Here is a 25283-nt window from a genome sequence, read left to right as displayed (position 1 = left end):
TGCAAGAGGGCGGGCATGGATGCCTTGAGGCGTTTTTCGGAAAGCCCCACCCGCTGTCCTGCAGCCCCCAGAACTATCGGACCAAGCACACCCAAGCCAGAGTCAGATGGCAATAGGTGCTTTTATACCGGGATATGGGTCATACCCCTCAAACTCGAAGTCTTCCAGTTCATACTCGAAGATAGATTCCGGCTTACGCTTGATCACTAACCCAGGCAACGCACGCGGCTCGCGCTTCAACTGCTCGAAGACAATGTCCTCGGTCAGGTGATTCTGGTACAGATGGCAATCACCAAAGGTATGCACAAACTCGCCAACGTCCAGGTCACATTGCTGGGCGATCATGTGGGTCAGCAAGGCATAGGAGGCGATATTGAACGGCACGCCCAGGAACAGATCCGCACTGCGTTGGTACAGCTGGCAGGACAGCTTGCCGTCAGCCACGTAAAACTGGAACAGGCAGTGGCACGGGGCCAGCGCCATACGGCCCTGGCGGACATTGTCCTGGGGACCGATGGACTCGTCCGGGAGTTCGGCCGGATTCCAGGCGGAGACGATTAACCGGCGTGAGTTCGGTTTGTTACGGATCTGGTCGATGACGTCGCTGATCTGATCGACGGTGCTGCCATCCGGGCACTGCCAGCTGCGCCACTGCTTGCCGTAGATCGGACCCAGATCGCCGTTTTCCAGAGCCCATTCGTTCCAGATGGACACCTTGCGGTCTTTCAGCCAGTTGTTGTCGGTAGAGCCCTGCAGGAACCACAGCAGTTCCTGGATAATGCTGCGCAGGTGGACTTTCTTGGTGGTCACCAGCGGGAAACCGGCCTGCAGATCAAAACGGATCTGGCGGCCGAACACAGAGCGGGTGCCAACACCCGTGCGGTCACCCCGGTCCAGACCGTTGTCCACCACGTCTTTCATCAGGTCGAGATAGGCTTTCATTCAGTACCTCTGCGATAAGCAATCAACATAAGACCGGCACCGGCCAGGATCATCGGGAACGAAAGCACCTGGCCCATGGTCAGCCAGTCGAATGCCAGGTAGCCAAGCTGTGGGTCTGGTTCGCGGACGAACTCGACCAGGAAACGGAACACGCCGTAACAGATCAGGAACAGGCCGGAGACCGCCATTCGAGGGCGGGGCTTGGAGGAGAACCACCAGAGAATGATGAAAAACAACACGCCCTCAAGCGCAAACTGATAAAGCTGCGAGGGATGGCGCGCGAGCGTGTCCGGGGCCTGGCGGAACACCATGCCCCAGGCGACATCCGTTGGTTTCCCCCACAACTCGCCGTTGATAAAGTTGCCGATACGGCCGGCACCCAGGCCGATGGGCACCAGCGGCGCTACAAAGTCCGCCATACGCCAGAAACCGCTGCCGATCTTGCGGCCGTACCACCACATGGCAAACATCACGCCGAGCAAGCCGCCGTGGAACGACATGCCGCCTTCCCATACCCGCAACAGCCAGAGAGGATCGGCTATAAAGGCGTCAAAATTGTAAAACACCACGTAACCGAAGCGACCGCCCAGGATGACACCCAGGGCAATATAGAACACCATGTCCCCGACCTGATCTTCATTCAGCGGTGACCAGGGCTTGCGTGCCCGCAATCGGCCCAGCCACCAGCCGGCAACAAATCCCAACAGGTAAGTGAGGCCGTACCAGTGAATTTTCAGTGGCCCCAAAGAAATGGCGACGGGGTCTATCTGCGGATGCTGCAGCATCAGTAACCTCTCAACTCAGAAGAAAGCGGATGCCGACCAGAATCAGCATGATGGCGAAAATTCGTTTTAATAACCTGGCGTTAAGACGATGTGCGAGGTTCGCCCCCACCCGCGCGAACAGGACGCTGGTGAGGATAATACCCAATAAAGCGGGCAAGTAGATGAAACCGAAACTCAGCTCGGGTAAATCCGGGTTAGCCCACCCTGTCCAGATATTGCCCAGGGCTCCGGACAGGGCAATGGGGAGCCCGCAGGCAGCAGAGGTGCCAACGGCCTGCTGCATTTTCACATTGCACCAGCTCAGATACGGCACCGTCAGCGTGCCGCCGCCAATCCCGAAAATAGCGGAGGCCCAGCCAATCCCGCCTCCGGCCACCCCGAGGCCGGTCGTTCCTGGCACCACTCGCCCCGGTTTGGGATTGGCATCAAGGATCATCTTCACGGCGACGACGATGACAAAAATACCAATCACCAGTTCCAATGCCGGCCCGCTCAACAAAGAGGCGGTCCAGGCACCGATCAAAGCGCCAACAACAATACCGACGGTCATGGGTCTGAAAATATCCCAGCGCACCGCCGCGTGCAGATGGTGGGAACGAATGGAACTGAGAGAGGTAAACACGATGGTCGCCAGTGACGTGCCAACCGCCATGTGGGCAGCGACTTCTGCGCTAATGCCCTGCAAGCCGAAACTGAAGATCAGCACCGGTACAATGACCAACCCGCCACCGATACCAAACAGCCCTGCAAGCGTTCCGGCAAAGGCACCCAGCACCAGATAGAGGACAAATACACTCAACAGGGTCATGCTACCGTTACACCCGGATAAAGAATGAGGCTGGTATGATACACATCCACGTCATTGAGTTCATTAGGAGAGCATTCCTGCCGCCATGTGCCTGATCGCCTTTTCCATCGGACAACATCCTGACTACCCACTGGTCGTCGCCGCCAACCGTGATGAGTTTTTCCGCCGGCCCACGGCCCCCATGGCGTGGTGGCCGGATGCGGATCAGCCGCCCGTGCTGGCCGGCAGGGACCTGCTCTCCGGCGGCACCTGGCTGGCGATCAATGTCGAGGGAGAGGTTGCTGCCGTCACCAACATTCGCGAAGGCACCGCCGAGGCGGGCCGGATCAGCCGGGGCGAACTTCCGCTTCGCGCTCTGGCTCAGACCGGCCCTGACCTTCAGCATGACCTGGTGAAACAACAGAATGAGTATTCAGGGTTTAATCTTATTCATCTAACGAGCCAAAGCGGTTGGTATTTCAGTAATCGCGACGCCCACCCTGGCCGCACCCTGCACCGTGGAACCTATGGTCTGAGCAACCACCTGCTGCAAAGCCCCTGGCCCAAATTACTGAGACTGCGAACGGCAATGGCAGCCACACTGGCAGCAACGCCTGTCGGTGCCGCTGACCGTTTGCACCAGGCACTGATCCCTCTGCTACAGGACACTTCACCCGCGCCAGACCGGGATCTTCCCGACACCGGTGTCGGGCTGGAAACCGAGCGCTTTCTGTCATCACCGTTTATTGTCGGTGCGGATTATGGCACCCGTGCCACCACCATCGTATCGGTCAGCCGTGCAGGGGAAGTCCGCGTAACCGAGCAGACCTGGGGCCCAATGGGCAAAGCTGGCGAACAACAACGGTTCTGTTGGCAGCGATAGTCCCTAACCTTTGATATAATCCGCGAAAACCCGCTAAGCAACCGGAGGCCCCGATGGCCGGTGAACAAGGCACAGCATCCATCGCCGACTTTGAAAAGTCCCTTGATGAGCTTGAAAAACTGGTCCGCGACCTGGAACAGGGAGAGCTTTCGCTGGAACAATCCCTGACCGCCTTTGAGCGTGGCGTAAAACTGACCCGCGAGTGTCAGCAAGCGCTCAAAACCGCGGAGCAACGCGTTGACCAACTGATCCAGAGCAATGACGGCACACTGGGCACCCGTCCTTTCACCCCGGACGAATCCGCCTGATGACCGCACTGCCACTCCTTGCGGAACGCTTTCTGGAAATTTCACGAGCCCAGGTCGATGCCGAGCTGGCCAAGCGCCTGGACGCCGGCAGCCAGGCCCCTGACAAACTGCAGCAGGCCATGCGATATGGCGTATTGGGCGGCGGCAAGCGAATTCGCCCGGCACTCTGCCTGGCAGCAGCCAGGGCCGTTGGCCAGCCCGCCGACAAAGCGCTGGTTCCGGCCTGCACGCTAGAGCTGATTCACGCTTACTCGCTGATCCATGACGACCTTCCCGCCATGGATGATGACGATTTGCGACGGGGCCGCCCGACCACCCACATTGCCTTCAACGAGGCCACGGCTATCCTCGCGGGCGATGCCCTTCAGGCCATGGCGTTCGGCTGGCTGGCGGAAGCACCCGGCCTGGCGGACTCGGCCCGGCTAGCGCTGGTTCGCGAACTGGCATCGGCCAGCGGGCATCTTGGCATGGTAGGGGGGCAGGCCATTGATCTGTTCTCTGTCGGCAAGGCTCTGGCCATTGACGAGCTGGAAACCATGCACCGCCAAAAGACCGGTGCCCTGATCGAAGCCAGCGTGCGCATGGGGGCCATGACGGCAGACAGACTGACGGAATCACAGTTGGCTGACTTAAGCCGGTACGCCCGCGCCCTTGGCCTGGCCTTCCAGGTTCAGGACGACCTTCTTGATGTCGAGGGCGATACCGCCGTCATCGGCAAACCCCAGGGATCGGACCTGGCACGAGGAAAGCCGACGTTTCCTTCCCTGCTGGGCGCAGCGGGTGCCAGGGAATACCTTGCACAACTGACCAGACTGGCTCATGACAGCCTCGGCAACTTTGGCGACGACGCACAGCCGCTGCGCGCCATAGCGGATTATGTGGTGGCCCGCACCCATTGATTGACCCAAGGCTGGAAGCGCACACTATCGTTCAGCGACTCGTTACACACAGACCGGAAAGACCCGAGCAGATGCAGGACACTTATATTTTCAAGGAAATTCCGCCCCAGCGGCCTAATACGCCGCTTCTGGACAGGATTGCGACGCCGGACCAGTTACGTTTGTTAGCGGCCGAAGAGCTGACGCAACTGGCCCGTGAACTGCGGGCATTTCTGCTGTGGTCAGTCGGCCAGACCGGGGGCCACTTCGGTGCCGGCCTCGGCGTGCTGGAGCTGACCGTTGCGCTGCATTATGTATTCAATACGCCAAGGGACCGCCTGGTCTGGGACGTTGGTCATCAGGCCTACCCTCATAAGATTCTGACCGGCCGCCGCGAGCAGATGGGCACCATTCGCCGCAAGGGCGGTCTGGCGGGTTTTCCCAAGCGCGCCGAAAGCGAATACGACACTTTCGGTGTCGGCCACTCCAGCACGTCCATCAGCGCGGCGCTGGGCATGGCTCTGGCCGCACGTTTGCAAAACACCGGACGCAAGAGCATAGCCGTTATCGGTGACGGTGCGATGACCGCCGGCATGGCGTTCGAAGCCCTCAATCACGCCGGCCATCTGCACGCGGACATGCTCGTGGTGCTGAACGATAACGACATGTCGATTTCACGTAATGTCGGCGGGCTATCCAATTATTTTGCCAAGCTGCTCGCCAGCCGCACCTACAATCAGGTGCGCGACAGCAGCAAAAAGGTTTTGCAGGGCGCGCCCAACCTGATGGCACTGGCCAAGAAAACCGAAGAGCACTTCAAGGGCATGATCGCACCGGGCACCCTGTTCGAGGAGCTGGGCTTCAATTACATTGGACCGATCGATGGGCACGATCTGCCCCTGCTCATCGACACTCTGGAAAACATTCGCGAGCTGGACGGCCCCCAGTTCCTCCACGTGGTAACCACCAAGGGCAAGGGTTTTGCACCGGCCGAAGCCGACCCGATCGGCTATCACGCCATCAACAAGATCGAACCGGTACCCGCCAGCAAACCGGAACCGGTGAAGCCAAAGGCTGCCGGCCCGAAATACGCCAATGTGTTTGGCCAGTGGCTGTGCGACGCGGCTGAACAGGACGAACGAGTGGTGGGCATTACCCCGGCGATGTGCGAAGGGTCTGACTTGCTGGCGTTTTCCGAGCGTTTTCCGGAGCGCTACCATGACGTGGCCATAGCCGAGCAGCACTCGGTGACACTCGCGGCCGGACTGGCCTGCGACGGTGCCAAGCCCGTGGTCGCGATTTACTCCACTTTCCTACAGCGAGCCTACGACCAGCTCATTCATGACGTGGCAATCCAGAATCTGGATGTGCTGTTCGCCATTGACCGGGCCGGTCTGGTGGGTGAGGACGGCCCCACCCACGCCGGTGCCTTCGATATCAGCTACCTGCGCTGCATCCCCAATATGGTGGTGATGACGCCCTCGGACGAAAATGAAACTCGCCAGTTACTGCAAACCGGCCTGATGTTTGAAGGCCCGGCCGCCGTTCGCTACCCCCGCGGAACCGGCCCCGGGGCCGCCATGGCCGATGCTCTCACGCCCCTGCCGTTAGGCAAGGGGCGAGTGGTGAGAGAGGGTCGTGATGTGGCGATACTCAATTTTGGAACCCTGCTGGCACCGGCCATGGAAGCGGCCGAAGCGCTGGGGGCGACGGTTGCCGACATGCGGTTTGTAAAGCCGCTGGACGAAGAGCTTGTACTGGATCTGGCGGCTCGCCATAGCTTGCTGGTTACACTGGAAGAAAATGCCGTGGCGGGAGGTGCCGGGAGCGCGGTGACCGAATGCCTGAATGCCCGGGAGCTCTGTCTGCCGGTACTTCAACTGGGGCTTCCTGACACGTTTATTGACCATGGCAAACCCGGGGAATTGTTGAGCGACTGCGGACTCGACGCTGACGGCATCCACGAAGCCGTCAAGGCCCGTCTTGAACGACTGCGCCATCAGACTCTGAAAGCGGTCAAGTAAAGACCAGCCCAACCCGCGCACTGAGAGCACTGGTTGGGCTACCTCCTCATTCTTGCGGATCGTCGTCCTGGTGCGTCTCAAGCCAGTGGCCCAGCTTGCTCTGCTTGGTGTTGAGGTAATGCTCGTTATGAGGATTACGACCAACGTGGAGCGGCACCCGTTCAGTGATCTCAATGCCGTAGGACGTCAGCGCATCGACCTTGCGCGGATTATTGGTCATCAACCGCAGGCTATTGATGCCCAGGTGCGCCAGCATATCTTTACACATGCTGTAGTCCCGGAGGTCTGCCGCAAAGCCGAGTCTCTCGTTGGCTTCCACGGTATCCGCACCCTGATCCTGCAGATTGTAAGCCCGAATTTTGTTCAGCAGACCGATGCCACGACCTTCCTGCCGCAGATACATCAATATGCCCCGGCCTTCCCGGGCAATGCTCCGCAAGGCTTCTTCCAACTGGTACCCGCAGTCGCAGCGCATGCTGTAAAGCGCATCACCCGTCAGGCACTCGGAGTGGGTGCGGGCGAGCATGGGTTCACTGCTGTTCAGGTCACCGAGGGTAAGCGCCACGTGCTCCTTACCGGTGTCCGGCTCTTCGAAGCCGTGCATGTCAAATACCCCAAACGGGGTGGGCAACCGGCAGGTCTGTATGTAACGAACAGCCACAGTGGTTCCTCGTGGTTCAGTCAATCGGGCCGCGCATTCTATCACGGGGCCGGCGCGGAAGCAGACCAATGCCCGCTGCGGCCGCCTTTTTTCTCCAACAGGCGTACTTCTTCAATCACCATGCCCCGATCAACCGCCTTGCACATGTCGTACAGAGTCAGGGCGGCGACACTTGCCGCCGTTAACGCTTCCATTTCAACGCCAGTCTGCCCAGACAGCTTACAGAAGGTCGCAATATGAACCGATGCGTCGTCGTGGCCAGCTTCCAGCTCGACTTTTACCGACGTCAAATTCAGCGAATGGCACAGCGGAATAAGCTCGTGTGTTTTCTTGGCCGCCATAATCCCGGCAATACGTGCAATGGCGAGCACATCGCCCTTCGGATGCTGCCCATCCACAATCATTGCCAGAGTTTCAGGGGCCATACGAATTCGGGCCTCAGCGCGGGCCTCGCGCTCAGTCACATCTTTGGCGGTCACATCCACCATGCGGGCTTCGCCTTTATCGTCGAGGTGCGTCAGTTTGCTCACCGGCTCTCCTGTACCCGGTATGACCGGGTTGCTGGGGGGATTCAAAGGGGTCTGAAGGCACAATGATACCAGACTGCGAAGGCAGGCAACGTGGCGAGGGCTGTCGAATTACACTCCCGGCCACCACAGGCTGATCCCGGCAATGCCCTGGCCACCTTTCCGGATGGCGACTTCGCGGTCGTCCGGTGTCAGCCCACCCAGCGCATAAACCGGCATTCTGGCCGCGTCAGTCTGCGCACGAAATGCCTCCCATCCCATCGCCGGCGCGCCCGGGTGTGAGGGTGTGGGGGACACCGGTCCGAGGGTCAGGTAATCCGCTTGCAAGCTGTCGGCGTGACGGATTTCAGCGTCATTGTGGCAGGACACACCCAGCCATTTGTCTGCCGGGATCGGGCGGGAGCCGCATGCTCCCGCTTCACGCCAGGGCAAGTGCAACCCGGCAGCCTCGGGCACCAGATCCAGATGCTCGGGGCCGCCATGCAACAGCACCTCCACGCCGTAGTCCCGGCCTATCATCACCAGATCGCGGGCAACCGCCTGATATTCCCATGCCGGCAACTCTGGTGCGCGCACCACAACCAGAGACGGCCGGGCGATGCTCACTCGTTCCTGAAACTGATTCACCAGATCTACCGGAGTGCGGTAGCGTCCAGTGATCGCCAGCCAGCAAGGCAGCCTGAGAGCCCGGATGACAGGCCGGTTGGCTGCGGGGAAAGCGTCATCCTGTAACGCCTCAACCGGCAGCCACTGAACCGGCTGCCCCTCCCGACCTTCAGCTTCACCGACGGCGGACTCAGTACGCCAGACATCGAGAAAAACCCGCTTATCGCCATAATCGTGACGGATGCCAATCACCGGGCGCAGCGACGTTATAGGCACCTGAAGACCGGTTTCTTCATGAATCTCCCGCACCAGCGCCTGTTGCACGGTTTCTCCAGGTTCCACCTTGCCACCCGGAAATTCCAGCAGCCCTCCCTGATGCGCGTTATCCGGCCGGCGGGCAATCAACACCCGACCTTCGCGAACGATCACAGCGACCGCGACATGAATGTCTTTACCAGCCATGATCAGGTGCGGTACTCGGCGTTGATGGTGACGTAATCATGAGAAAAATCACAGGTCCACACCCGCTCGCTCACCTGACCCCGTTTCAGGTCGATGGCGATGGTAATGTCTTCCCGGTCCATCACCGCCTGCCCGCGCTCTTCAGAATAGTCATCCGCACGACCGCCGTTACGGACCAGACACACATCGCCAAGATGAATTTCCAGGGCGTTGAGATCCAGCCCTTCAACACCGGCTCGGCCAACCGCCGCCAGAATTCGCCCCCAGTTGGGGTCAGACGCGAACAGCGCAGTCTTCACCAATGGCGAATGCGCGACGGTGTAGGCCACATCCAGAGCCTCCTGCTGGCTGGCCGCTCCGCTCACCTCAATGGTGACAAACTTGGTGGCACCCTCCCCGTCACGCACAATGGCGTGAGCAAGATCCAGGTAGACCTGCCGCAGCACTTCCCTCAGCGCCGGCAGCAGCGGGCTGTCCCATGTAATTTCGGGGCCGTCGTACTGGCCACTGGCCATCAGCATGCAGGCATCGTTGGTGGAGGTGTCGCCATCAATGGTAATGCGATTGAAAGAGGCTTCTCCCAGCTCATGGGCCAGTGTCGACAACACATCCGGAGCGATGTTCGCATCGGTGGCGATAAAGCCCAGCATCGTCGCCATGTTGGGGCGAATCATGCCGGCCCCTTTACTGATGCCAGAGATCGATACGGTGTGGCCACCCAGGTCCACCTGGCAGGAAGCCCCCTTGGGGCGCGTGTCGGTGGTCATAATGCCAGACGCCGCCTCAGCCCAGCGATCCTCGGAAATATCACCCACCGTGGAGGGCAAAGCCGTTACGATTTTCTCTACCGGCAGCGGCTCACCAATCACCCCGGTGGAGAATGGCAGCACGACCGAAGCCTCAACACCTGCGGCGTCCGCCAGGGCCTGACAGCAGGTCAGTGCATCGCTCATGCCGCGCTCACCAGTGCCGGCGTTGGCGTTGCCAGTGTTAATCAGCAGGTACCGTGGTGAACGTTGGGCCAGATGCCGGCGGCACACGATTACCGGAGCGGCACAGAACTGGTTTTGGGTAAATATACCCGCCACGCGGCTACCCGGAGCCAGCTCAAAAACCACCAGGTCCTTGCGGCCTGGTTTCTTGATGCCAGCGCTGCCAATGCCAATCCTGACGCCGGGGATCGGAAAAAATTCGGGCAAGGTACCGGGACCTACCGCCATGCTGCCTCTCCTTCAATGATTCAAATTCCGTGACTGTATAACGAAAAACCCGCAGCCTGGTACTGCCAGGCTGCGGGTCATCGGGATTATCGCACAGCGGCGGAGCTTAGCTGATCTTACCGCAACACTGCTTGTACTTCTTACCAGACCCGCAGGGGCAGGGTTCGTTGCGGCCCACCTTGCGCTCCTGTCGGACGAAGGTGTCCGGTGTGCCCTGCCGATTGTCATTCTCACCGTCTTCGCGCTGTTTCTGATCAGTGGCGCTGGTTTGGTCATGGCGCAGTTTCGCCTGGGCCAGCTCTCGCTCAAGCTCCTCTTTGCGGCGACGCTCAACTTCTTCCATTTCCTCACGGCTTTGCACTCGCACGTGGCTGAGTACGCGGGTGATGTCCCGCTTCATGGTCTCAAGCATGGCCTCGAACAGGTTGAACGCTTCCCGCTTGTATTCCTGCTTCGGGTTCTTCTGGGCATAGCCCCGCAGATGAATACCACGACGCAGGTGATCCATATTCGACAAATGCTCTTTCCACAGCGTGTCCAGCACCTGCAGGAACACCTGCTTCTCGAACTTGCGCATGGACTCAGCACCGGCGATGGCTTCCTTGGCCTGGTACTCACTCACAATGGCGTCAAGAATCTTCTGGCGCAGGTTCTCTTCATACAGTTTGCTGTCTTCGTCCAGCCACGTCTGAACCGGCAGGTCGATGGCCATTTCGGACTGGAGCTGAGCCTCCAGACCGGAAACATCCCACTGTTCCGGCATGCTCTGGGGCGGAATATAGTCACTGACCAGCGCATCGACCACGTCTTCGCGGATGGTGGTGATCATCTCGGATATATCGCCCGACGACATGACCTCATTGCGTTGATCGTAAATGACGGTGCGCTGATCGTTGGCCACGTCATCGTATTCCAGCAGGGTTTTGCGCATATCGAAGTTGCGGCCTTCCACCTTGCGCTGGGATTTTTCGATGGCGTTGGTCACCATCCGGTGCTCAATCGCCTCGCCCTTTTTCATCCCCATGGCCTGCATCAGGCTCTTGACCCGATCCGGGGCAAATATTCGCATCAGGTTGTCTTCCAGGGACAGGAAGAAACGAGACGAACCTGGGTCACCCTGACGGCCGGCACGGCCACGCAGCTGGTTATCAATCCGGCGGGATTCGTGGCGTTCGGTACCGATAATGTGAAGGCCGCCAGCATCGAGCACCTGATTATGGCGCTCGGTCCATTCAGCCTTGAGGCGGGCAACGCCCTCCTCGGTGGGGTTTTCCATGCCCGCGACCTCGAACTCCCAGTTGCCACCCAACACGATATCGGTACCACGACCGGCCATATTGGTGGCGATCGTCACGGCACCCGGGCTACCGGCCTGGGCAATGATCTGGGCTTCACTTTCATGCTGTTTGGCGTTGAGGATCTTGTGATCAATACGCGCCTTCTTGAGCAGCATGGACAGCAGCTCAGAGGCTTCAATCGATGCGGTACCCACCAGAATGGGGCGACCTTCCCCGGTAACATCCTTGATTTCATCGATGATAGCGTGGAACTTCTCTTCCTGCGTGAGGTAGATCAGGTCGTTGTAATCGGTCCGCTGGATCGGCTTGTTGGGTGGAATGACAACCACGTCGAGGCCGTAAATCTGACGGAACTCGAACGCCTCGGTATCGGCGGTACCGGTCATGCCAGCCAACTTGTCGTACAGCCGGAAATAATTCTGGAAGGTGGTGGAGGCCAGGGTCTGGCTCTCGGCCTGAATTCTCACCCCTTCTTTGGCTTCAATAGCCTGGTGCAGCCCTTCACTCCAACGGCGCCCCGGCATGGTACGGCCGGTATGCTCGTCAACAATAACCACCTGATCACCCTGGACAATGTAGTCAACGTCCTTCTGGAACAGGTGATGGGCCCGCAGAGCCGAATGCACATGGTGCAGCAGGCTCAGGTTAGCGGCGGAATAGAGGCTTTCACCCTCTTTCAGCAGGCCCTCTTCAAGCAGCAGCTCTTCGACTTTTTCATGGCCCACCTCGGTGAGCTCAACCTGACGGGATTTTTCATCAATGGTGAAGTCGCCATTGGGCTCGCCTTCCTCGCTCATCTCTCCCATTTCCAGGCCTGGAATCAGGGTGTTGATCGCGCGATACAGCTTGGAACTGTCTTCCGCCGCACCAGAAATAATCAGCGGTGTACGGGCTTCATCGATCAGGATGGAGTCAACCTCATCCACAATGGCATAGTGCAGTCCACGCTGAACCTTGTCTTCGGTGCTGAACGCCATGTTGTCGCGCAGATAATCAAAGCCAAACTCGTTGTTGGTTCCGTAAGTGATGTCAGCCTGGTAGGCCGCACGCTTTTCTTCCGGAGCCTGGCCGGCAACCACCACGCCCACTTGCAGACCGAGAAACCGATAGAGCTTGCCCATCCACTCGGCATCCCGGCGAGCGAGATAATCGTTGACGGTAACCAGGTGCACACCCTTACCGGACAACGAGTTCAGGTACACAGAAGCCGTTGCAACCAGCGTTTTACCTTCACCGGTTTTCATCTCGGCGATATGGCCTTCGTGCAGAGTAATACTGCCGACCAACTGAACGTCGTAGTGGCGCATACCCATGACGCGACGGCTGGCCTCACGAACCGTGGCAAAGGCTTCCGGCAATAAGGCCTCGAGCTTCTCGCCATCTTCAAGACGGCGGTGAAACTCAGCGGTTTTGCCTTGCAACTCGGTGTCGGACAGATTGCCAAACTGCTCCTCAAGCTCGTTAACACGCATAACTGTTTTGCGCATTCTCTTGATTTCTCTGACGTTTTTACTGCCGAACATCTTTGTTGCAAGCTTTGTGAACATAGACCACTGCTTCTTTGATTCATCGGAGGAAGCCGGCATTCTAACCTTATTTGCCAGCAGTACAAAAGGCAGGGCTCACACCGACGTCATTTGCGCCCGCGACATGCCCCGGCCTTGGGTAAGATTCTGATATTACGGGAGTGGTTGTGAAAGGAAAAGATGATGAGCGGCATCCGCCGCTCTCGCAAGAGACAATCAGCGACTGGCGCGCTGGATATAGGTTTCCGGGTTTTCAGACTTACCGTTGCGGAGCACTTCAAAATGAACGTGAGGCCCCGTAGAACGGCCGGTACTGCCCATCAGGGCAACCACCTGACCTTTTTGCACCACATCCCCTACGCTGACTTTGATGGACTTGGCATGAGCATACCGGGAAACCAGGCCATCGCCATGATCCACCTCAACCAGATTTCCGTAGCCGTGACGCTCGTCTGCGTAGGTAACCACACCACCGGCCACCGCGATAATATCGCTGCCATCCTTACCAGCCAGATCTACTCCCGCGTGCCAGGTGCGCTTCCCCGTAAAGGGGTCGGAGCGATAGCCATAGCGGGACGACAACCAGCCCCAGGTAATCGGGCGACCCTCGAGAAACAGCTCGTCCTCCAGTTTTTTTCGGGACGCCACCTGGTCGAGCAGGCGCAGCTGTTGCTCCCGGTCATCGATACGACGTGCGAGCTGATCAATCATGTAGGTCAGCTCGGGAGCGGTGAATGAGCCGCCCGTCAGACCTTCATCTTCAGGGCCGCCAACGGCGGCAGGCTGATCGAAATCGAATTCGTCGCTGGCAACCAGGCCGGTCTCCACAAATCGTTGGCCCAACGCATCCAGCCGAAGCAGGCGGCCCTGCATTTCACCCAGACGCAACGTCAGGGCATCTACCTGCCGCAGCACGTTCTGCTCAATCGATGCCAATTCAGACTTCTGGTTTGTAAGCTTGCTCTGCCATTGCACTACCAGTTCTGACGGTGTCGGCTCCGTAACCTCAATCTGACTGACAGCCACCCGGTAACCCGACCAGCTTGCCAACGCCAGCAATCCGATAATCACCACCAGCACGCCGGCGGCAACCGGCGCATTCATCGCGACCACTCTGGATTTTCCGTGGCGTTTGCCAACGAAGATAATGTTCATATCGTCTTCTGGTTTCATAGAAGAGCCGCAACCTGATCCTGTAGTGTTGCGCCTCAGACGTTCTGAGTGGGCCTGCTATCCTTAGCAACAACTACGTACTGAAATTATCGCAGCCGCCCGTGGACATTCACACACGAGACCATGTAAAAAGAGTGTAATACAGAGGCTGCTTCCATACCGTGCCGAAGTGTAACCAATCGTAACCGGAGTCGTCGAGAAAAGTCGTCGAAAAACCGCGACCATGAAAAAGCAATCAGACCTCAAGTTGACCCCGGATACGTTCCGTCGAGCACCCGTTCTGCGTGAACTGATGAGCAAAGCGGAGCTGCATCAGCAGGCCGAAGCTATTGTGCTGGCTGCCCTTCCCGACCATCTCGCCCGCGGGGCGCGATTCGTGACCTGTCACGATGGAGAACTGGTGGTGTCCGCTGAAACCGGCGGCGCGGCCAGTCAGATCCGCTTCCGCCAGCATGAAATCATGGAGCAACTCAGGAACAATGAGCTGTTTCGGTTCGTCTGGAAACTGAAGGTGAAGGTGGCACCGGCCCGATTCCGCGAAAAGCCGAAAGTGGAAAAAATGCCCCTCAGTAACGAAAATGCCCGGCTCCTCAAAGAGGAAGCCGGGCACACGAAGGACAAACAATTACGCGAGGTTCTCGAAAAACTCGCAAGCCACGTCCGGGATTAAAGCATCCAGCTTTAAGCCTGGGCCGCCAGCACAGGTTTCATATAGGAAATCGGGGCAGTCGCTTCGTCGTCGAAGGTGACCACTTCCCACGCATCCTCTTCCGCCCTAAGCTTGCGCAGCAGCTTGTTATTCAGGTCATGACCGGACTTGATGCCGCGGAACTCACCAATCAGGCTGTTGCCCAACAGGTACAGGTCGCCAATGGCGTCCAGCACCTTGTGCTTGACGAACTCATCCTCATAACGAAGACCGTCTTCGTTAAGAATCTTGTAGTCGTCTACCACAATGGCGTTGTCCACACTGCCACCCAGCGCCAGGTTCATCGCACGCAGCTTTTCGATATCACGCATGAAACCGAAGGTGCGGGCGCGACTGACTTCCTTCACGAACGACGTGCTCGAAAAGTCGACTGTCGCGGACTGGGCGCGCCCCTTGAATACGGGGTGATCGAAATCGATCCCGAAACTGACCTTGAAGCCTTCAAACGGCAGGAAGGTGGCCTTCTTGTCGTCTTCTTCAATGGTCACTTCGCGCTTGATGCGGATAAACCGCTTGGCAGCTTCCTGTTCGGCAATACCAGCGGACTGCAGAAGGAACACAAATGGACCGGCGGACCCGTCCATAATAGGTACCTCGGCAGCACTGAGCTCTACAAAGCAGTTATCAATCCCGAGACCAGCCATGGCCGACAGCAGATGCTCTACTGTTGCCACACGGACACCGTCTTTTACCAGCGTCGTCGACAGCATGGTCTCACCCACATTTTCCGCGCAGGCGCGAATCTCAACCATCGGGTCAAGGTCGGTCCTGCGGAAAATGATCCCTGATTCAACGGGTGCGGGCTTCAGGGTCAGATACACCTTCTCCCCCGAGTGCAGGCCTACACCGGTCGCACGGATAGTGTTTTTGAGTGTCCGTTGTCTGATCATCGGTTCATCATTCCGTCACAAATTGGCGATATTCTAGGCAAAAATATGCCAAGAGAATACCAGAAAGTCAGACTGAGTACCATTTAACCAATCTGGCTTTGCCTGAAATTTACAATAAGCCAACACATGGCAATCAGTGCACGCTTCATCCGGCGTGCTGGTACCCTTATTCTCTGGGAATAAGGTACCGGATCACACATGTACCAGTTTATCAGTCAGCCTGACGGCGAAGGAATGCGGGAATATCGAGATAGTCGACACCCTGCTCCTCGCTTTCTTTGCTCTGATCAATCGCCACATTACCATGGGCCACTGCGCGGCGACGCAGCACGGCGGGCCGATCCAACTGATTGTAATCGGTCTTGCCGTCCAGCGTGCGGGTATTGTCCACCACTTTGGTCGGCTTTTCGCGATCACCACCCAGGCCGGTCGCCACCACGGTTACCTTCAGCTCGTCGGTCATTTCCGGGTCGATCACGGTACCAACCACGACAGTCGCGGAATCCGATGCGAATTCACGCACAATGTCGCCAACCTCGGAGAATTCGCCCAGGTTGAGATCCATGCCGGCAGTGATGTTGACCAGAATGCCCTTGGCACCCTGCAGGTTGATGTCTTCCAGCAGTGGGCTGCGAATGGCAGCTTCGGCCGCTTCGCGAGCACGGTTTTCGCCGGTCGCACGGGCGGTGCCCATCATCGCCATGCCCATTTCGGACATCACGGTTTTCACGTCGGCGAAGTCGACGTTGATCATGCCATTACGGGTGATCAGGTCGGCAATACCCTGAACCGCGCCCAGCAGTACGTCGTTAGCGGCAGCGAACGCGTCCAGCAGGCTGGTCTTCTTACCCATCACCGCCAACAGCTTCTCGTTGGGGATGGTGATCAGCGAGTCCACGCTCTCTTCCAGCTCTTTCAGGCCGCACTCGGCAACGCTCATGCGCTTGCCACCTTCAAACTGGAACGGTTTGGTGACCACGGCAACCGTCAGGATACCCAGTTCGCGCGCAACCTCGGCAACCACTGGTGCCGCACCGGTGCCAGTACCACCGCCCATGCCGGCCGTGATAAAGACCATATCCGCGCCTTTGATGGCTTCGGAGATACGGTCGCGATCTTCCAGCGCGGACTGACGCCCGACTTCCGGGTTTGCACCGGCACCCAGACCTTTGGTGATGTTACCACCCAGCTGGATGATCTGGCGGGCATCCATGTCGGTCAGCGCCTGTGCGTCTGTGTTGGCGCAGATAAACTCTACACCTTCAATGTCACTGTTAAGCATGTGACGTACGGCGTTACCGCCTCCGCCACCTACACCCACTACTTTAATGACAGCGTTCTGCTGGACATTATCGACGAGTTCAAACATTCCCCTACTCCTTCGTGCTGTTTTCAGCCTTGTTCCAGGCTGTTTGTTCGAGATGGTGTTTTCGAGATACCTTCGTTTCGTTCTTTACTAGCTGCCCAGCCCCGTCAGAAATGTCCGGTGAACCAGGCTTTCATGCGCTCCAACAGCGAGGGTGCGTCTTCACCCTTGAGCACCGGTGCCCGCCCCAGATCCATCTGGCGGAAACCATGAATCAACAGCCCCACGCCCGTGGCGTAAATCGGGTTGTTGACTACCTCCGTCATGCCGGAAACCGCCTGCGGACAGGCCAGCCGGACCGGCATGTGGAAGATCTCTTCGGCCAGCTCCACCACACCTTCCATGGTGGAGGAGCCACCGGTAATCACGATGCCGGCGGGAATCAGGTCCTCGAAACCCGACCGGCGCAATTCTGACTGCACGAGGGTAAACAGCTCCTCGTAGCGAGGTTCTACCACCTCGGCCAGGGCCTGGCGGGATAGGTCACGCGGCGCGCGATCCCCGACACTGGGCACTTTGATGGTTTCGTCCGCACCGGCCAACTGGGTCAGCGCGCAGGCATACTTGATCTTGATTTCTTCGGCATTCTGCGTCGGCGTGCGCAACGCCATAGCAATGTCATTGGTGACCTGGTCACCGGCGATGGGAATCACCGCGGTGTGACGGATCGCACCGCCGGTGAACACCGCAATGTCGGTGGTGCCGCCACCGGTATCCACCACGCACACACCCAGCTCTTTTTCATCTTCGGTGAGGATGGCGTGGCTGGAGGCCAGTTGTTCAAGAATGATGTCATCCACTTCCAGGCCGCAGCGCTTCACGCACTTCTCAATGTTCTGCGCCGCGTTGACCGCGCAGGTCACCAAGTGGACCTTGGCCTCCAGACGCACACCGGACATGCCCATCGGCTCCTTGATGCCCTCCTGGCTATCAATAACGAACTCCTGGGGCAAAATGTGCAGGATCTTCTGATCCGCCGGTATTGCCACCGCCTGAGCGGCGTCGATCACCCGGTCGATATCCGCCTGGGTCACTTCCCGGTCACGGATGGCGACAATGCCGTGTGAGTTGAGACTCTTGATGTGGCTACCGGCAATGCCAGCGTTCACCGAATGAATCCGGCACCCTGCCATGAGTTCGGCTTCTTCAACTGCGCGCTGGATGGCCTGCACCGTGGTTTCGATGTTCACCACCACACCGCGCTTCAGCCCTCGTGACGGATGCGAGCCAATCCCCACCACCTCAATGGTGCCGTCCATCTTGCGCTTGCCGACAATCGCAACCACCTTGGAGGTTCCGATATCGAGTCCGACAATCATGTTTTCCGTTTCAACCGATGACATGTGTTCCACCAAACCGTAGGTCTGAATTTGACGTTGCTATGATTTCTTTCCGGAGCCGGACTCGTCCGACTTCCACTTAACCGCCACCCCATTGGAGTAGCGGGCATCCACCTGGCTGACCTCGTCTTCACGGGAAATCAGCCGGCTCTCGTACACGGTGAGAAATCGCGCAAAGCGCTCCTCAACCTGATCCCGCCCCAGTACAACCTCTATGCCGTTCGCCAACGACAGCGTCCACGCGCCCCGTTGCTCCAGAGTCAGCCCGGCAAATCCAAGGCCATGGCCACCCAGCGTGTCGCTCATGGTTCGGGCCATGCGGATCACCTCTTTTACCCGCTCGTCTGGCCCCGCCAGTTTTGGCAGCCGCCCCGCTACCTCCGGGTTACCAGGCGAAAACAGCTCACCGGAACGGCTCACCAGCCGGCCATCGTTCCAATAAGCCAACGGTTTCTTTTCGCGAATTTCGATTTCCAGCCGATCCGGCCAGACCCGGCGTACCGCCGCCGACTCAACCCAGGGACGCTGTTCAAGTTCGTCTTTTATGTCGGACAAGTCCGTGGCAAAAAAGCTTTTGCCGATCCAGTCACCGGCCTTCCGCTCCAGCTCGGTGCGGTTCTCGCCAACCAGAGTGCCCGTCACATCAATGGCCATGACCTGACGATCCATCGCGCTGAGCACCTGGCCGACACCCCAGGGCACCATTGCCGCCGCCAACACAATCGCTGAACCCATCCCGACCTGCAGCCAGGGCACTGCAGCAAGCACCGCCCTCAGCAATCCAAACCGGTTCCGCTCGGGACCGAGAGTCGTTGCCCCTCGTCTGCGAGGGGGGTCGGACGGTGCCGCCCGGCTCCGGATCAGAAGGCCGTCAAGCATGGCTGCCCTCCAGGGTGTCTTTGAGAATCCGCACCACCAGTTCTTCAAAGCTGATGCCTGCCGCTTTGGCCGACATGGGCACCAGGCTGTGGTCTGTCATCCCTGGCACGGTGTTGACCTCCAGCAGCCAGAAACCCCCGGCGCTATCCTGCATGATATCCACTCGCCCCCAGGTGCGGCAGCCGACCACCCGGAACGCCTCAAGCGCCAGGTGCTGCAGTTGCAGCTCGGTGTCCGGATCAAGCCCACAGGGAATGCGATACCGGGTATCGTCGGCCTCGTATTTGGCCTCGTAGTCATAGAACACATGATCGGTGCTCAGCCCGATGGCCGGCAGCGCCTGGTCCTGCAACAGACTGACGGTAAATTCCGGGCCTTCCACCCATTCTTCCACCAGCACCAGGGGGTCAAGGGCACTGGCCTCCAGGTATGCTTCCGCCAATTCGTCACGGCTGGTGACCTTGCGAATGCCAATGCTGGACCCTTCGCGGGAGGGTTTGACGCTCAGAGGCAAGCTCAAACCACCCAGAATATCGTCGACTTCACTCACGGCACCCATGGCCCGGAACTTTGGTGTCGGCAAACCGCACCCTTCGAACACGTACTTGGTGCGCAGCTTGTCCATGGCCAGGGCCGACGCCAGCATTTCACTGCCGGTATAGGGAATTCCGGCCTGAGACAGAATCGCCTGCAAGGTGCCGTCTTCGCCGCCACGGCCATGAAGCGCGATGAATACCCGGTCAAACTCTGGATGATCCACCGTGCGCAACAGGCAACCCCGGACATCCACGCCGTAGGCATCCACACCAGCGGATTGCAGCGCGGCGAGTACCGCGTTACCGCTTTTCAGAGACACGTCCCGTTCCGCGGAATCCCCGCCCATGAACACCGCCACGCGACCGAGCGCCCGCACCATGTCCGGTGCCGCCTGATAACCTTGTGTATCCATGCGCTTTGCATCACTCACGGGCAATCACTCCCGCCGCCGCCAGGCGCGCAGCTACGCCACCGATATCGCCCGCGCCCTGGGTAATCAACAGATCCCCGTCCCGCAGCGTATTGGTCAGCAAATGTTCAATTTCGTTATTGTCTTCCACGAACACCGGCTCCACATTTCCGCGTTGCCGGATGCTGCGACACAGGGCCCGGCTATCAGCGCCGGGGATGGCCGGCTCACCGGCTGAATACACATCCATTAGCAGCAGCCCATCCACTTCCGACAACACCCGCACGAAATCCTCGTACAGATCGCGGGTACGGCTGAAACGGTGCGGCTGGTAGAGCATTACCAGGCGGCGCCCCGGCCAGGCATCACGGGCGGCCCGGATCACCGCATCCACTTCCGTCGGGTGATGCCCGTAGTCGTCCACCAGCGTGATATTGCCGTTCGGGGTCTGGTAATCCCCATACACCTGGAAGCGGCGGCCAACGCCAGCGAATCCGGCCAGGCCACTGCAGATGGCCGTATCATCGACACCTTCATCGGTCGCCACTGCAATCGCCGCCAAGGCATTGAGCACGTTGTGCCGACCGGGCATTTTCAATTCGACTTGCAGATCCGCTCGACCACCGGGCCGGCGAACCAGAAAATGCGTGCGCAGTCCGTCGGAATGAATCTGTTCGGCACGATAATCCGCCTCGGGATTGTCGATGCCATAAGTGATCATCGCCCGGGAGATGCGGGGAATAATTTCCCTGACGTAGGCATCGTCCACGCACATCACCGCAATGCCGTAAAAAGGCAGGTTGTGAAGGAAGTCGACAAACGTCTGTTTCAGCCTCCCCACATCACCACCGTAGGTGTCCATGTGGTCGGCTTCGATGTTGGTGACCACCGCAATAACAGGCGTCAGATGCAGAAACGATGCGTCGCTTTCGTCCGCTTCTGCCACCAGATACCGCGAGCCACCCAGTTGGGCATTGGTACCGGCGCTATTCAGCTTGCCGCCGATCACAAACGTCGGGTCGAGCCCGGCCTCGCCCAAAACCGAGGCGATCAGGCTGGTGGTGGTGGTCTTGCCATGAGTGCCGGCGATGGCAATCCCGTGGCGATAACGCATGATCTCCGCCAGCATTTCGGCACGCGGCACGATCGGCACCCGGCGACCGCGGGCGGCCGCAACTTCCGGGTTATCACCGGACACAGCCGTGGAGACCACCACCACATCGGCCTTGGCACTGTTCGATTCCCGGTGGCCAATGTGCACCTCAATGCCCATCGCCTTCAGGCGCTCTGTCACCGCGCCTTCACGAATATCCGAACCGGAGACGTCGTACCCCTGGTTCTTCAGCACTTCGGCAATACCGCTCATGCCTGCGCCGCCGATACCCACAAAATGGATATGACGAATCCGGCGCATCTCAGGCACCTGATAAACCAGCGGCGGATTGGTTGCATCAACCATTGGCGGCCTCCAGACAGTAATTCACGACTCTCTCCGTTGCATCAGGGCGAGCCAGCGATTTAGCCGCGGCCGCCATAGTCAGTACCCGGGCCCGGTCGTTTACCAGATCCCGCAGTGTTTCCGCCAGCAACGCTGGCGTCAGCTTTGACTGCGGAATCAACACCGCCGCCTGCTGACTCACCATTTGCTGGCCATTCTTGGTCTGGTGATCGTCCACCGCGTGGGGAAACGGCACCAGAATGGCCCCCACACCCGCCACGCACAGCTCCGATACCGTCAGTGCCCCGGCTCGACACAACACCAGGTCCGCCCAGTCATAGGCTTCCGCCATATCCTTGATAAACGGCGAAACCGTGGCATCGACCCCATGGGTCTCGTAGGCCTGCCGGGCCGCATCCAGGTGTCGCTCACCGCATTGATGCCGCACTTGCGGCCGCTCGGTTTCGGCCAACGCGGCAAGCGCCTCGGGAACCTGCTCATTAAACACCTGAGCACCCAGGCTTCCGCCAACGATCAGCAGGCGAAGTGGCCCTTCTCGACCAGCCAGGCGCTCTTCCGGCAGCCGCAATGCAGCCAGGTCCTTGCGAACCGGGTTACCCGTACAGCGGGTAACCACCTTCGCCCCAAAGCTGCCGGGAAAGGCCTCAAGCACGGTTTCCGCAAACCGGACCAGAATGCGGTTGGTCATACCGGCAATGGCATTTTGTTCGTGGATCACCAGTGGAATCCGGCTGAGCCAGGCCGCGACGCCCCCAGGCCCGGTGACGAAGCCACCCATGCCTACCACACAATCCGGCCGGATTTTTCTCACCACCGTAAAGGCTTCGCCCATCGCTCTGAGCAGCCGGAACGGTGCCGCCAGCAACGCCAGTTTGCCCTTGCCCCGAAGGCCTGAGACGTGGATCAGCGACAGCGGTATCCCGGTGTCTTCGACCAAACGTTTTTCCATACCGCCGGCGGAACCCAGCCAGAACACTTCGTGCCCCATGTCTTGCAACGCCCGCGCTGTTGCCAGTGCCGGGAACACATGCCCGCCGGTACCACCAGCCATCATCAGGAACCGACGCGACTCAGTCATAGACCGCCCCTCCCTTGACGCGCTTGCCACCTTTCTTGTCGTTTTCCAGGCGTTGCTTGTCCAGCCGCTCCATTTCCACGCGCGCCAGCACCCCCAGCGAAATACAGGTGATCATCAGGCTTGAGCCGCCATAGCTCACCAGCGGCAACGTCAAACCCTTGGTCGGCAGTAATCCGGTACTCACCGCCATGTTGATACCGGCCTGCAGGCCGATCAGCAGAGTAATGCCATAGGAAAAGCACGCCGCGAATGGCATGTTTGCCCCTTCCGCGCGCCGTGCAATCACAAAGCCCGTGACGACCAGCACCGTAAACAGTCCCAGAACAATCAAGGACCCCAGCAAGCCGAATTCCTCGGCAATAATCGCGAAGATGAAATCCGTATGAGCTTCCGGCAGATAGAAAAGCTTCTGAATCGAGTTACCCAGACCGACACCCGCCCATTCGCCCCGACCAAACGCAATCAGTGACTGGGTGAGCTGGTAACCGCTGTCGAACTGGTCCTTCCATGGATCGAGATAGCTGACCACCCGTTTGAGCCGGTATGGCTGGGTCAAAACCAGCACTGCGCCCAGGGTCACCAGGATGCCGATCAGAGGCATAAAGCGGCTAAGCCGGACGCCACTCAGAAAAATCATCCCTGCGGCGGCCGTAACCAGCACGACGGTTGCGCCGAAGTCTGGCTGGATCACCAGCAGTATCGATGCGATGCCAAGCACGACCAACGGCTTGAGAAAACCGGGCCATGTATTGAGCAGCTCTTCCCGGCGGCGCACCACATACCCCGCCAGATAAGCAATCAGACACAGTTTGGCAACTTCCGACACCTGAACATTGAACAACCCAAATGGAATCCAGCGGGTTGAGCCGTTGACGGTGCGACCCATGGGCGTTAGCACCAACACCAGTACCAGCAAGCCCACCCCGAGCATCAACCACCCACTTCGCTCCCACCAGGCAACAGGAACATTGACCGCCACCAACGCCAGGAAGCAGCCGATACACGCGAAGATCACCTGCCGGATAACATAGTGGTAGCTGTTGCCAGCCATTTCCGCAGCGATATCCATCGACGCCGAGGAAATCATCACAACGCCCATCACCAGCAGGGCCACGGAGCTGATGATCAGCAAGGGCAACGGCCGCAGATCACTCAATAAGGTCTGACGGCTGGGAAGCGAAAGGCCGACTTGCATCACAAACCCTCCACGTGTCGACGGAACTGGTCGCCGCGATCACTGTAATCACGGAACATGTCGAAACTGGCACACGCCGGTGACATCAGCACCCGGTCACCGGGCTGCGCCAGGTCCGAAGCCCGGGTAACCGCCTCAGCCAGGTTTTTCGCCGACACAATCACCGCAGACGTGCCGAGGTTGTCAGCAATCAGGCTGGCGTCCCGGCCGATCAGCACAGCCGCGCGACAGTGCAAAGTGACCGGCGCTTCCAGTGGTGAAAAATCAGCACCCTTGCCATCGCCACCCGCAATCAGCACGATCTTTCCGTCTGCTGGCACCAGGCTTTCAATGGCTGCGACCGTAGCCCCGACATTGGTGCCTTTCGAGTCGTTGATGTAATCCACCTCGTGAACCCGACGCACCAACTCACATCGATGAGGGAGACCACGAAATTCTTTTGCGACCGCCACCATGGTGTCCATCGGAAAACCCGCTGCATGCCCCAGCGCCAAAGCGGCCATCACATTACTGATATTGTGTTGGCCCAGCAGTTTCAGCTCACTGGCCAGCAACAGGTTGTCGAAACCGAAGGTGATCCAGGTTCCCTGGTCGTCATCGCGGGTGCTGAAGGTTTCCGGGTTGACACGGTGAAACCCAAAACACAGGAAACGCAGAGTGTCTCTGGCCATGGGCGTGCTCAACGCATCATCCAGATTCACGATGGCATTGCGGCAACCACGAAAAATACGTTGCTTGGCTTGAAAATACGCCATCTTGGACGGGTAGCGGTCCATATGATCGTCGCTGACGTTCAGCACCGTCGCAGCGAGTGCGTTCAGCTCTTCGGTCGTTTCCAGCTGGAAACTGGACAGCTCCAGAACGTACAGATCGGCCCCGCGCCCCAGCAGATCCAGCGCCGGGGTACCAATGTTCCCGCCCACCTCAACTCGTCGGCCACAGGCCCGCGCCATCTCACCCACTAACGTGGTGACGGTGGTTTTGCCGTTAGAGCCGGTGATTGCCAGGATCGGAGCATCCGCCGCTTCGGCGAACAGATCGATGTCACCCCGGATCTGCGCGCCCTGAGCCTGAGCAGCCCGGATCGCCGGTGCCTCAATGCTGATACCCGGACTGACCACCAGTTCATTGAAAGACCCAAACAGCTCCGCGTCGAAGGGACCAGTGTGCACCGGAACGTCTGGCCATCCAGCTTTCAGTGCGTTCAGCCCCGGGGGATTCTGACGACTGTCCGCAACGGCGACGTCCCGCCCCTGTTCGCACAGATAGCGCACGCAGGAAAGCCCGGTTTTACCGAGCCCTACGACCAATGTGCGGCGATCTGAAACGATGACACTCATA

Annotated in this window: 23 protein-coding genes; 5 read left to right on the top strand and 18 right to left on the bottom strand. The window is 59.0% G+C overall.

Translation table 11 applies throughout. From position 1 onward, the window contains the following. Positions 1-102: 102 nt before the first annotated feature. From WD429_RS13420 to WD429_RS13410, 3 genes are read right to left on the bottom strand one after another with little or no spacing between them, the layout of a single operon-like run. A complete protein-coding gene (locus tag WD429_RS13420; RefSeq protein ID WP_368422687.1) occupies positions 103-942 on the bottom strand; it encodes a thymidylate synthase in 840 nt (279 codons plus the stop codon). Then, the gene (gene lgt, locus WD429_RS13415) at positions 939-1727 is read right to left on the bottom strand and encodes a prolipoprotein diacylglyceryl transferase (protein ID WP_368422686.1); all 789 of its coding nucleotides are present in this window, start codon (positions 1725-1727) and stop codon (positions 939-941) included. The genes WD429_RS13420 and lgt overlap by 4 nt, the downstream gene beginning before the upstream one ends. A 10-nt stretch (positions 1728-1737) precedes the next feature. Beyond that, on the bottom strand, positions 1738-2535 hold the full coding sequence (locus WD429_RS13410; protein ID WP_368422685.1) for a sulfite exporter TauE/SafE family protein: 798 nt from the start codon (positions 2533-2535) through the stop codon (positions 1738-1740). Between the two features lie 85 nt (positions 2536-2620). Between WD429_RS13410 and WD429_RS13405 the strand changes: the two genes are divergently transcribed. The 4 genes from WD429_RS13405 to dxs all read left to right on the top strand — a co-directional run bounded on the left by WD429_RS13405 (position 2621) and on the right by dxs (position 6607). Continuing rightward, entirely contained in the window at positions 2621-3397 is a 777-nt protein-coding gene (locus tag WD429_RS13405; RefSeq protein ID WP_368422684.1) for an NRDE family protein, read from the top strand. Positions 3398-3450: 53 nt separating this feature from the next. Then, positions 3451-3705 carry an exodeoxyribonuclease VII small subunit gene (locus tag WD429_RS13400; protein WP_368422683.1) on the top strand — a complete coding sequence of 85 codons (255 nt, stop codon included), beginning with the start codon at positions 3451-3453 and terminating at the stop codon, positions 3703-3705. Then, positions 3705-4604 (top strand): polyprenyl synthetase family protein, encoded by a 900-nt coding sequence (locus WD429_RS13395; RefSeq protein ID WP_368422682.1) that lies wholly within the window; start codon positions 3705-3707, stop codon positions 4602-4604. The genes WD429_RS13400 and WD429_RS13395 overlap by 1 nt, the downstream gene beginning before the upstream one ends. A 71-nt stretch (positions 4605-4675) precedes the next feature. Further along, entirely contained in the window at positions 4676-6607 is a 1932-nt protein-coding gene (gene dxs, locus WD429_RS13390) for a 1-deoxy-D-xylulose-5-phosphate synthase (protein WP_368422681.1), read from the top strand. Positions 6608-6653: 46 nt separating this feature from the next. On the opposite strand, the gene ribA is transcribed toward dxs, so the two are convergent. The 6 genes from ribA to WD429_RS13360 all read right to left on the bottom strand — a co-directional run bounded on the left by ribA (position 6654) and on the right by WD429_RS13360 (position 14080). After that, positions 6654-7268 carry a GTP cyclohydrolase II gene (gene ribA, locus WD429_RS13385; protein ID WP_368422680.1) on the bottom strand — a complete coding sequence of 205 codons (615 nt, stop codon included), beginning with the start codon at positions 7266-7268 and terminating at the stop codon, positions 6654-6656. A gap of 41 nt (positions 7269-7309) precedes the next feature. After that, complete coding sequence (gene moaC / locus WD429_RS13380) at positions 7310-7798, bottom strand: cyclic pyranopterin monophosphate synthase MoaC (protein WP_368422679.1); 489 nt, start codon at positions 7796-7798, stop codon at positions 7310-7312. 108 nt (positions 7799-7906) lie between these two features. Further along, positions 7907-8863: a Nudix family hydrolase gene (locus WD429_RS13375; RefSeq protein ID WP_368422678.1), complete on the bottom strand. Its 957-nt coding sequence runs from the start codon at positions 8861-8863 to the stop codon at positions 7907-7909. A 2-nt stretch (positions 8864-8865) separates the two neighbouring features. Beyond that, the gene (gene argJ / locus WD429_RS13370) at positions 8866-10083 is read right to left on the bottom strand and encodes a bifunctional glutamate N-acetyltransferase/amino-acid acetyltransferase ArgJ (RefSeq protein ID WP_368422677.1); all 1218 of its coding nucleotides are present in this window, start codon (positions 10081-10083) and stop codon (positions 8866-8868) included. A 106-nt stretch (positions 10084-10189) separates the two neighbouring features. Then, entirely contained in the window at positions 10190-12928 is a 2739-nt protein-coding gene (gene secA, locus WD429_RS13365) for a preprotein translocase subunit SecA (RefSeq protein WP_368422676.1), read from the bottom strand. A 195-nt stretch (positions 12929-13123) separates the two neighbouring features. Next, positions 13124-14080, bottom strand: coding sequence for a M23 family metallopeptidase (locus tag WD429_RS13360; protein WP_368422675.1), 957 nt, complete (start codon positions 14078-14080; stop codon positions 13124-13126). 223 nt (positions 14081-14303) lie between these two features. On the opposite strand from WD429_RS13360, the gene WD429_RS13355 reads away from it, so the two are divergent. Further along, positions 14304-14750, top strand: coding sequence for a DciA family protein (locus WD429_RS13355; protein WP_368422674.1), 447 nt, complete (start codon positions 14304-14306; stop codon positions 14748-14750). An 11-nt stretch (positions 14751-14761) separates the two neighbouring features. Here the strand turns inward: WD429_RS13355 and lpxC are convergent, their stop codons facing one another. The 9 genes from lpxC to murD form a co-directional block, all read right to left on the bottom strand. Continuing rightward, the gene (gene lpxC / locus WD429_RS13350) at positions 14762-15679 is read right to left on the bottom strand and encodes a UDP-3-O-acyl-N-acetylglucosamine deacetylase (protein ID WP_368422673.1); all 918 of its coding nucleotides are present in this window, start codon (positions 15677-15679) and stop codon (positions 14762-14764) included. A gap of 211 nt (positions 15680-15890) precedes the next feature. Next, positions 15891-17048, bottom strand: a complete 1158-nt coding sequence (gene ftsZ, locus WD429_RS13345) for a cell division protein FtsZ (RefSeq protein ID WP_368422672.1) — start codon at positions 17046-17048, stop codon at positions 15891-15893. 104 nt (positions 17049-17152) lie between these two features. Further along, positions 17153-18388 (bottom strand): cell division protein FtsA, encoded by a 1236-nt coding sequence (gene ftsA / locus WD429_RS13340; RefSeq protein ID WP_368422671.1) that lies wholly within the window; start codon positions 18386-18388, stop codon positions 17153-17155. A gap of 36 nt (positions 18389-18424) precedes the next feature. Then, the gene (locus WD429_RS13335) at positions 18425-19264 is read right to left on the bottom strand and encodes a cell division protein FtsQ/DivIB (RefSeq protein ID WP_368422670.1); all 840 of its coding nucleotides are present in this window, start codon (positions 19262-19264) and stop codon (positions 18425-18427) included. Beyond that, positions 19257-20213, bottom strand: a complete 957-nt coding sequence (locus WD429_RS13330) for a D-alanine--D-alanine ligase (protein ID WP_368422717.1) — start codon at positions 20211-20213, stop codon at positions 19257-19259. Before WD429_RS13330 ends, WD429_RS13335 begins: the two co-directional genes overlap by 8 nt. Positions 20214-20223: 10 nt before the next feature. Continuing rightward, complete coding sequence (gene murC, locus WD429_RS13325; RefSeq protein WP_368422669.1) at positions 20224-21669, bottom strand: UDP-N-acetylmuramate--L-alanine ligase; 1446 nt, start codon at positions 21667-21669, stop codon at positions 20224-20226. Continuing rightward, the gene (gene murG / locus WD429_RS13320) at positions 21662-22747 is read right to left on the bottom strand and encodes an undecaprenyldiphospho-muramoylpentapeptide beta-N-acetylglucosaminyltransferase (RefSeq protein ID WP_368422668.1); all 1086 of its coding nucleotides are present in this window, start codon (positions 22745-22747) and stop codon (positions 21662-21664) included. The genes murC and murG overlap by 8 nt, the downstream gene beginning before the upstream one ends. Then, complete coding sequence (gene ftsW / locus WD429_RS13315; protein ID WP_368422667.1) at positions 22740-23942, bottom strand: putative lipid II flippase FtsW; 1203 nt, start codon at positions 23940-23942, stop codon at positions 22740-22742. The genes murG and ftsW overlap by 8 nt, the downstream gene beginning before the upstream one ends. Then, positions 23942-25282 (bottom strand): UDP-N-acetylmuramoyl-L-alanine--D-glutamate ligase, encoded by a 1341-nt coding sequence (murD, locus tag WD429_RS13310; protein WP_368422666.1) that lies wholly within the window; start codon positions 25280-25282, stop codon positions 23942-23944. The genes ftsW and murD overlap by 1 nt, the downstream gene beginning before the upstream one ends. Position 25283 lies beyond the last annotated feature (1 nt).

The organism is Marinobacter sp., from assembly GCF_040904845.1.
Lineage (GTDB): Bacteria > Pseudomonadota > Gammaproteobacteria > Pseudomonadales > Oleiphilaceae > Marinobacter.
The sequence above is the reverse complement of the archived record's forward strand: the minus strand, read 5'-3'. Positions and strand labels throughout refer to the sequence as shown.

What these genes read in the sequence shown, in the direction of transcription:
- secA (WP_368422676.1), bottom strand. Translation starts at nt 12,928, where the DNA reads ATGTTCACAAAGCTTGCAACAAAGATGTTCGGCAGTAAAAACGTCAGA.
- ftsZ (WP_368422672.1), bottom strand. Translation starts at nt 17,048, where the DNA reads ATGTTTGAACTCGTCGATAATGTCCAGCAGAACGCTGTCATTAAAGTA.
- WD429_RS13410 (WP_368422685.1), bottom strand. Translation starts at nt 2,535, where the DNA reads ATGACCCTGTTGAGTGTATTTGTCCTCTATCTGGTGCTGGGTGCCTTT.
- dxs (WP_368422681.1), top strand. Translation starts at nt 4,676, where the DNA reads ATGCAGGACACTTATATTTTCAAGGAAATTCCGCCCCAGCGGCCTAAT.
- WD429_RS13420 (WP_368422687.1), bottom strand. Translation starts at nt 942, where the DNA reads ATGAAAGCCTATCTCGACCTGATGAAAGACGTGGTGGACAACGGTCTG.
- WD429_RS13395 (WP_368422682.1), top strand. Translation starts at nt 3,705, where the DNA reads ATGACCGCACTGCCACTCCTTGCGGAACGCTTTCTGGAAATTTCACGA.
- WD429_RS13375 (WP_368422678.1), bottom strand. Translation starts at nt 8,863, where the DNA reads ATGGCTGGTAAAGACATTCATGTCGCGGTCGCTGTGATCGTTCGCGAA.
- WD429_RS13355 (WP_368422674.1), top strand. Translation starts at nt 14,304, where the DNA reads ATGAAAAAGCAATCAGACCTCAAGTTGACCCCGGATACGTTCCGTCGA.
- WD429_RS13330 (WP_368422717.1), bottom strand. Translation starts at nt 20,213, where the DNA reads ATGGATACACAAGGTTATCAGGCGGCACCGGACATGGTGCGGGCGCTC.
- WD429_RS13405 (WP_368422684.1), top strand. Translation starts at nt 2,621, where the DNA reads ATGTGCCTGATCGCCTTTTCCATCGGACAACATCCTGACTACCCACTG.
- murD (WP_368422666.1), bottom strand. Translation starts at nt 25,282, where the DNA reads ATGAGTGTCATCGTTTCAGATCGCCGCACATTGGTCGTAGGGCTCGGT.
- lpxC (WP_368422673.1), bottom strand. Translation starts at nt 15,679, where the DNA reads ATGATCAGACAACGGACACTCAAAAACACTATCCGTGCGACCGGTGTA.
- murG (WP_368422668.1), bottom strand. Translation starts at nt 22,747, where the DNA reads ATGACTGAGTCGCGTCGGTTCCTGATGATGGCTGGTGGTACCGGCGGG.
- lgt (WP_368422686.1), bottom strand. Translation starts at nt 1,727, where the DNA reads ATGCTGCAGCATCCGCAGATAGACCCCGTCGCCATTTCTTTGGGGCCA.
- ftsW (WP_368422667.1), bottom strand. Translation starts at nt 23,942, where the DNA reads ATGCAAGTCGGCCTTTCGCTTCCCAGCCGTCAGACCTTATTGAGTGAT.
- argJ (WP_368422677.1), bottom strand. Translation starts at nt 10,083, where the DNA reads ATGGCGGTAGGTCCCGGTACCTTGCCCGAATTTTTTCCGATCCCCGGC.
- WD429_RS13335 (WP_368422670.1), bottom strand. Translation starts at nt 19,264, where the DNA reads ATGCTTGACGGCCTTCTGATCCGGAGCCGGGCGGCACCGTCCGACCCC.
- ftsA (WP_368422671.1), bottom strand. Translation starts at nt 18,388, where the DNA reads ATGTCATCGGTTGAAACGGAAAACATGATTGTCGGACTCGATATCGGA.
- WD429_RS13400 (WP_368422683.1), top strand. Translation starts at nt 3,451, where the DNA reads ATGGCCGGTGAACAAGGCACAGCATCCATCGCCGACTTTGAAAAGTCC.
- murC (WP_368422669.1), bottom strand. Translation starts at nt 21,669, where the DNA reads ATGGTTGATGCAACCAATCCGCCGCTGGTTTATCAGGTGCCTGAGATG.
- WD429_RS13360 (WP_368422675.1), bottom strand. Translation starts at nt 14,080, where the DNA reads ATGAAACCAGAAGACGATATGAACATTATCTTCGTTGGCAAACGCCAC.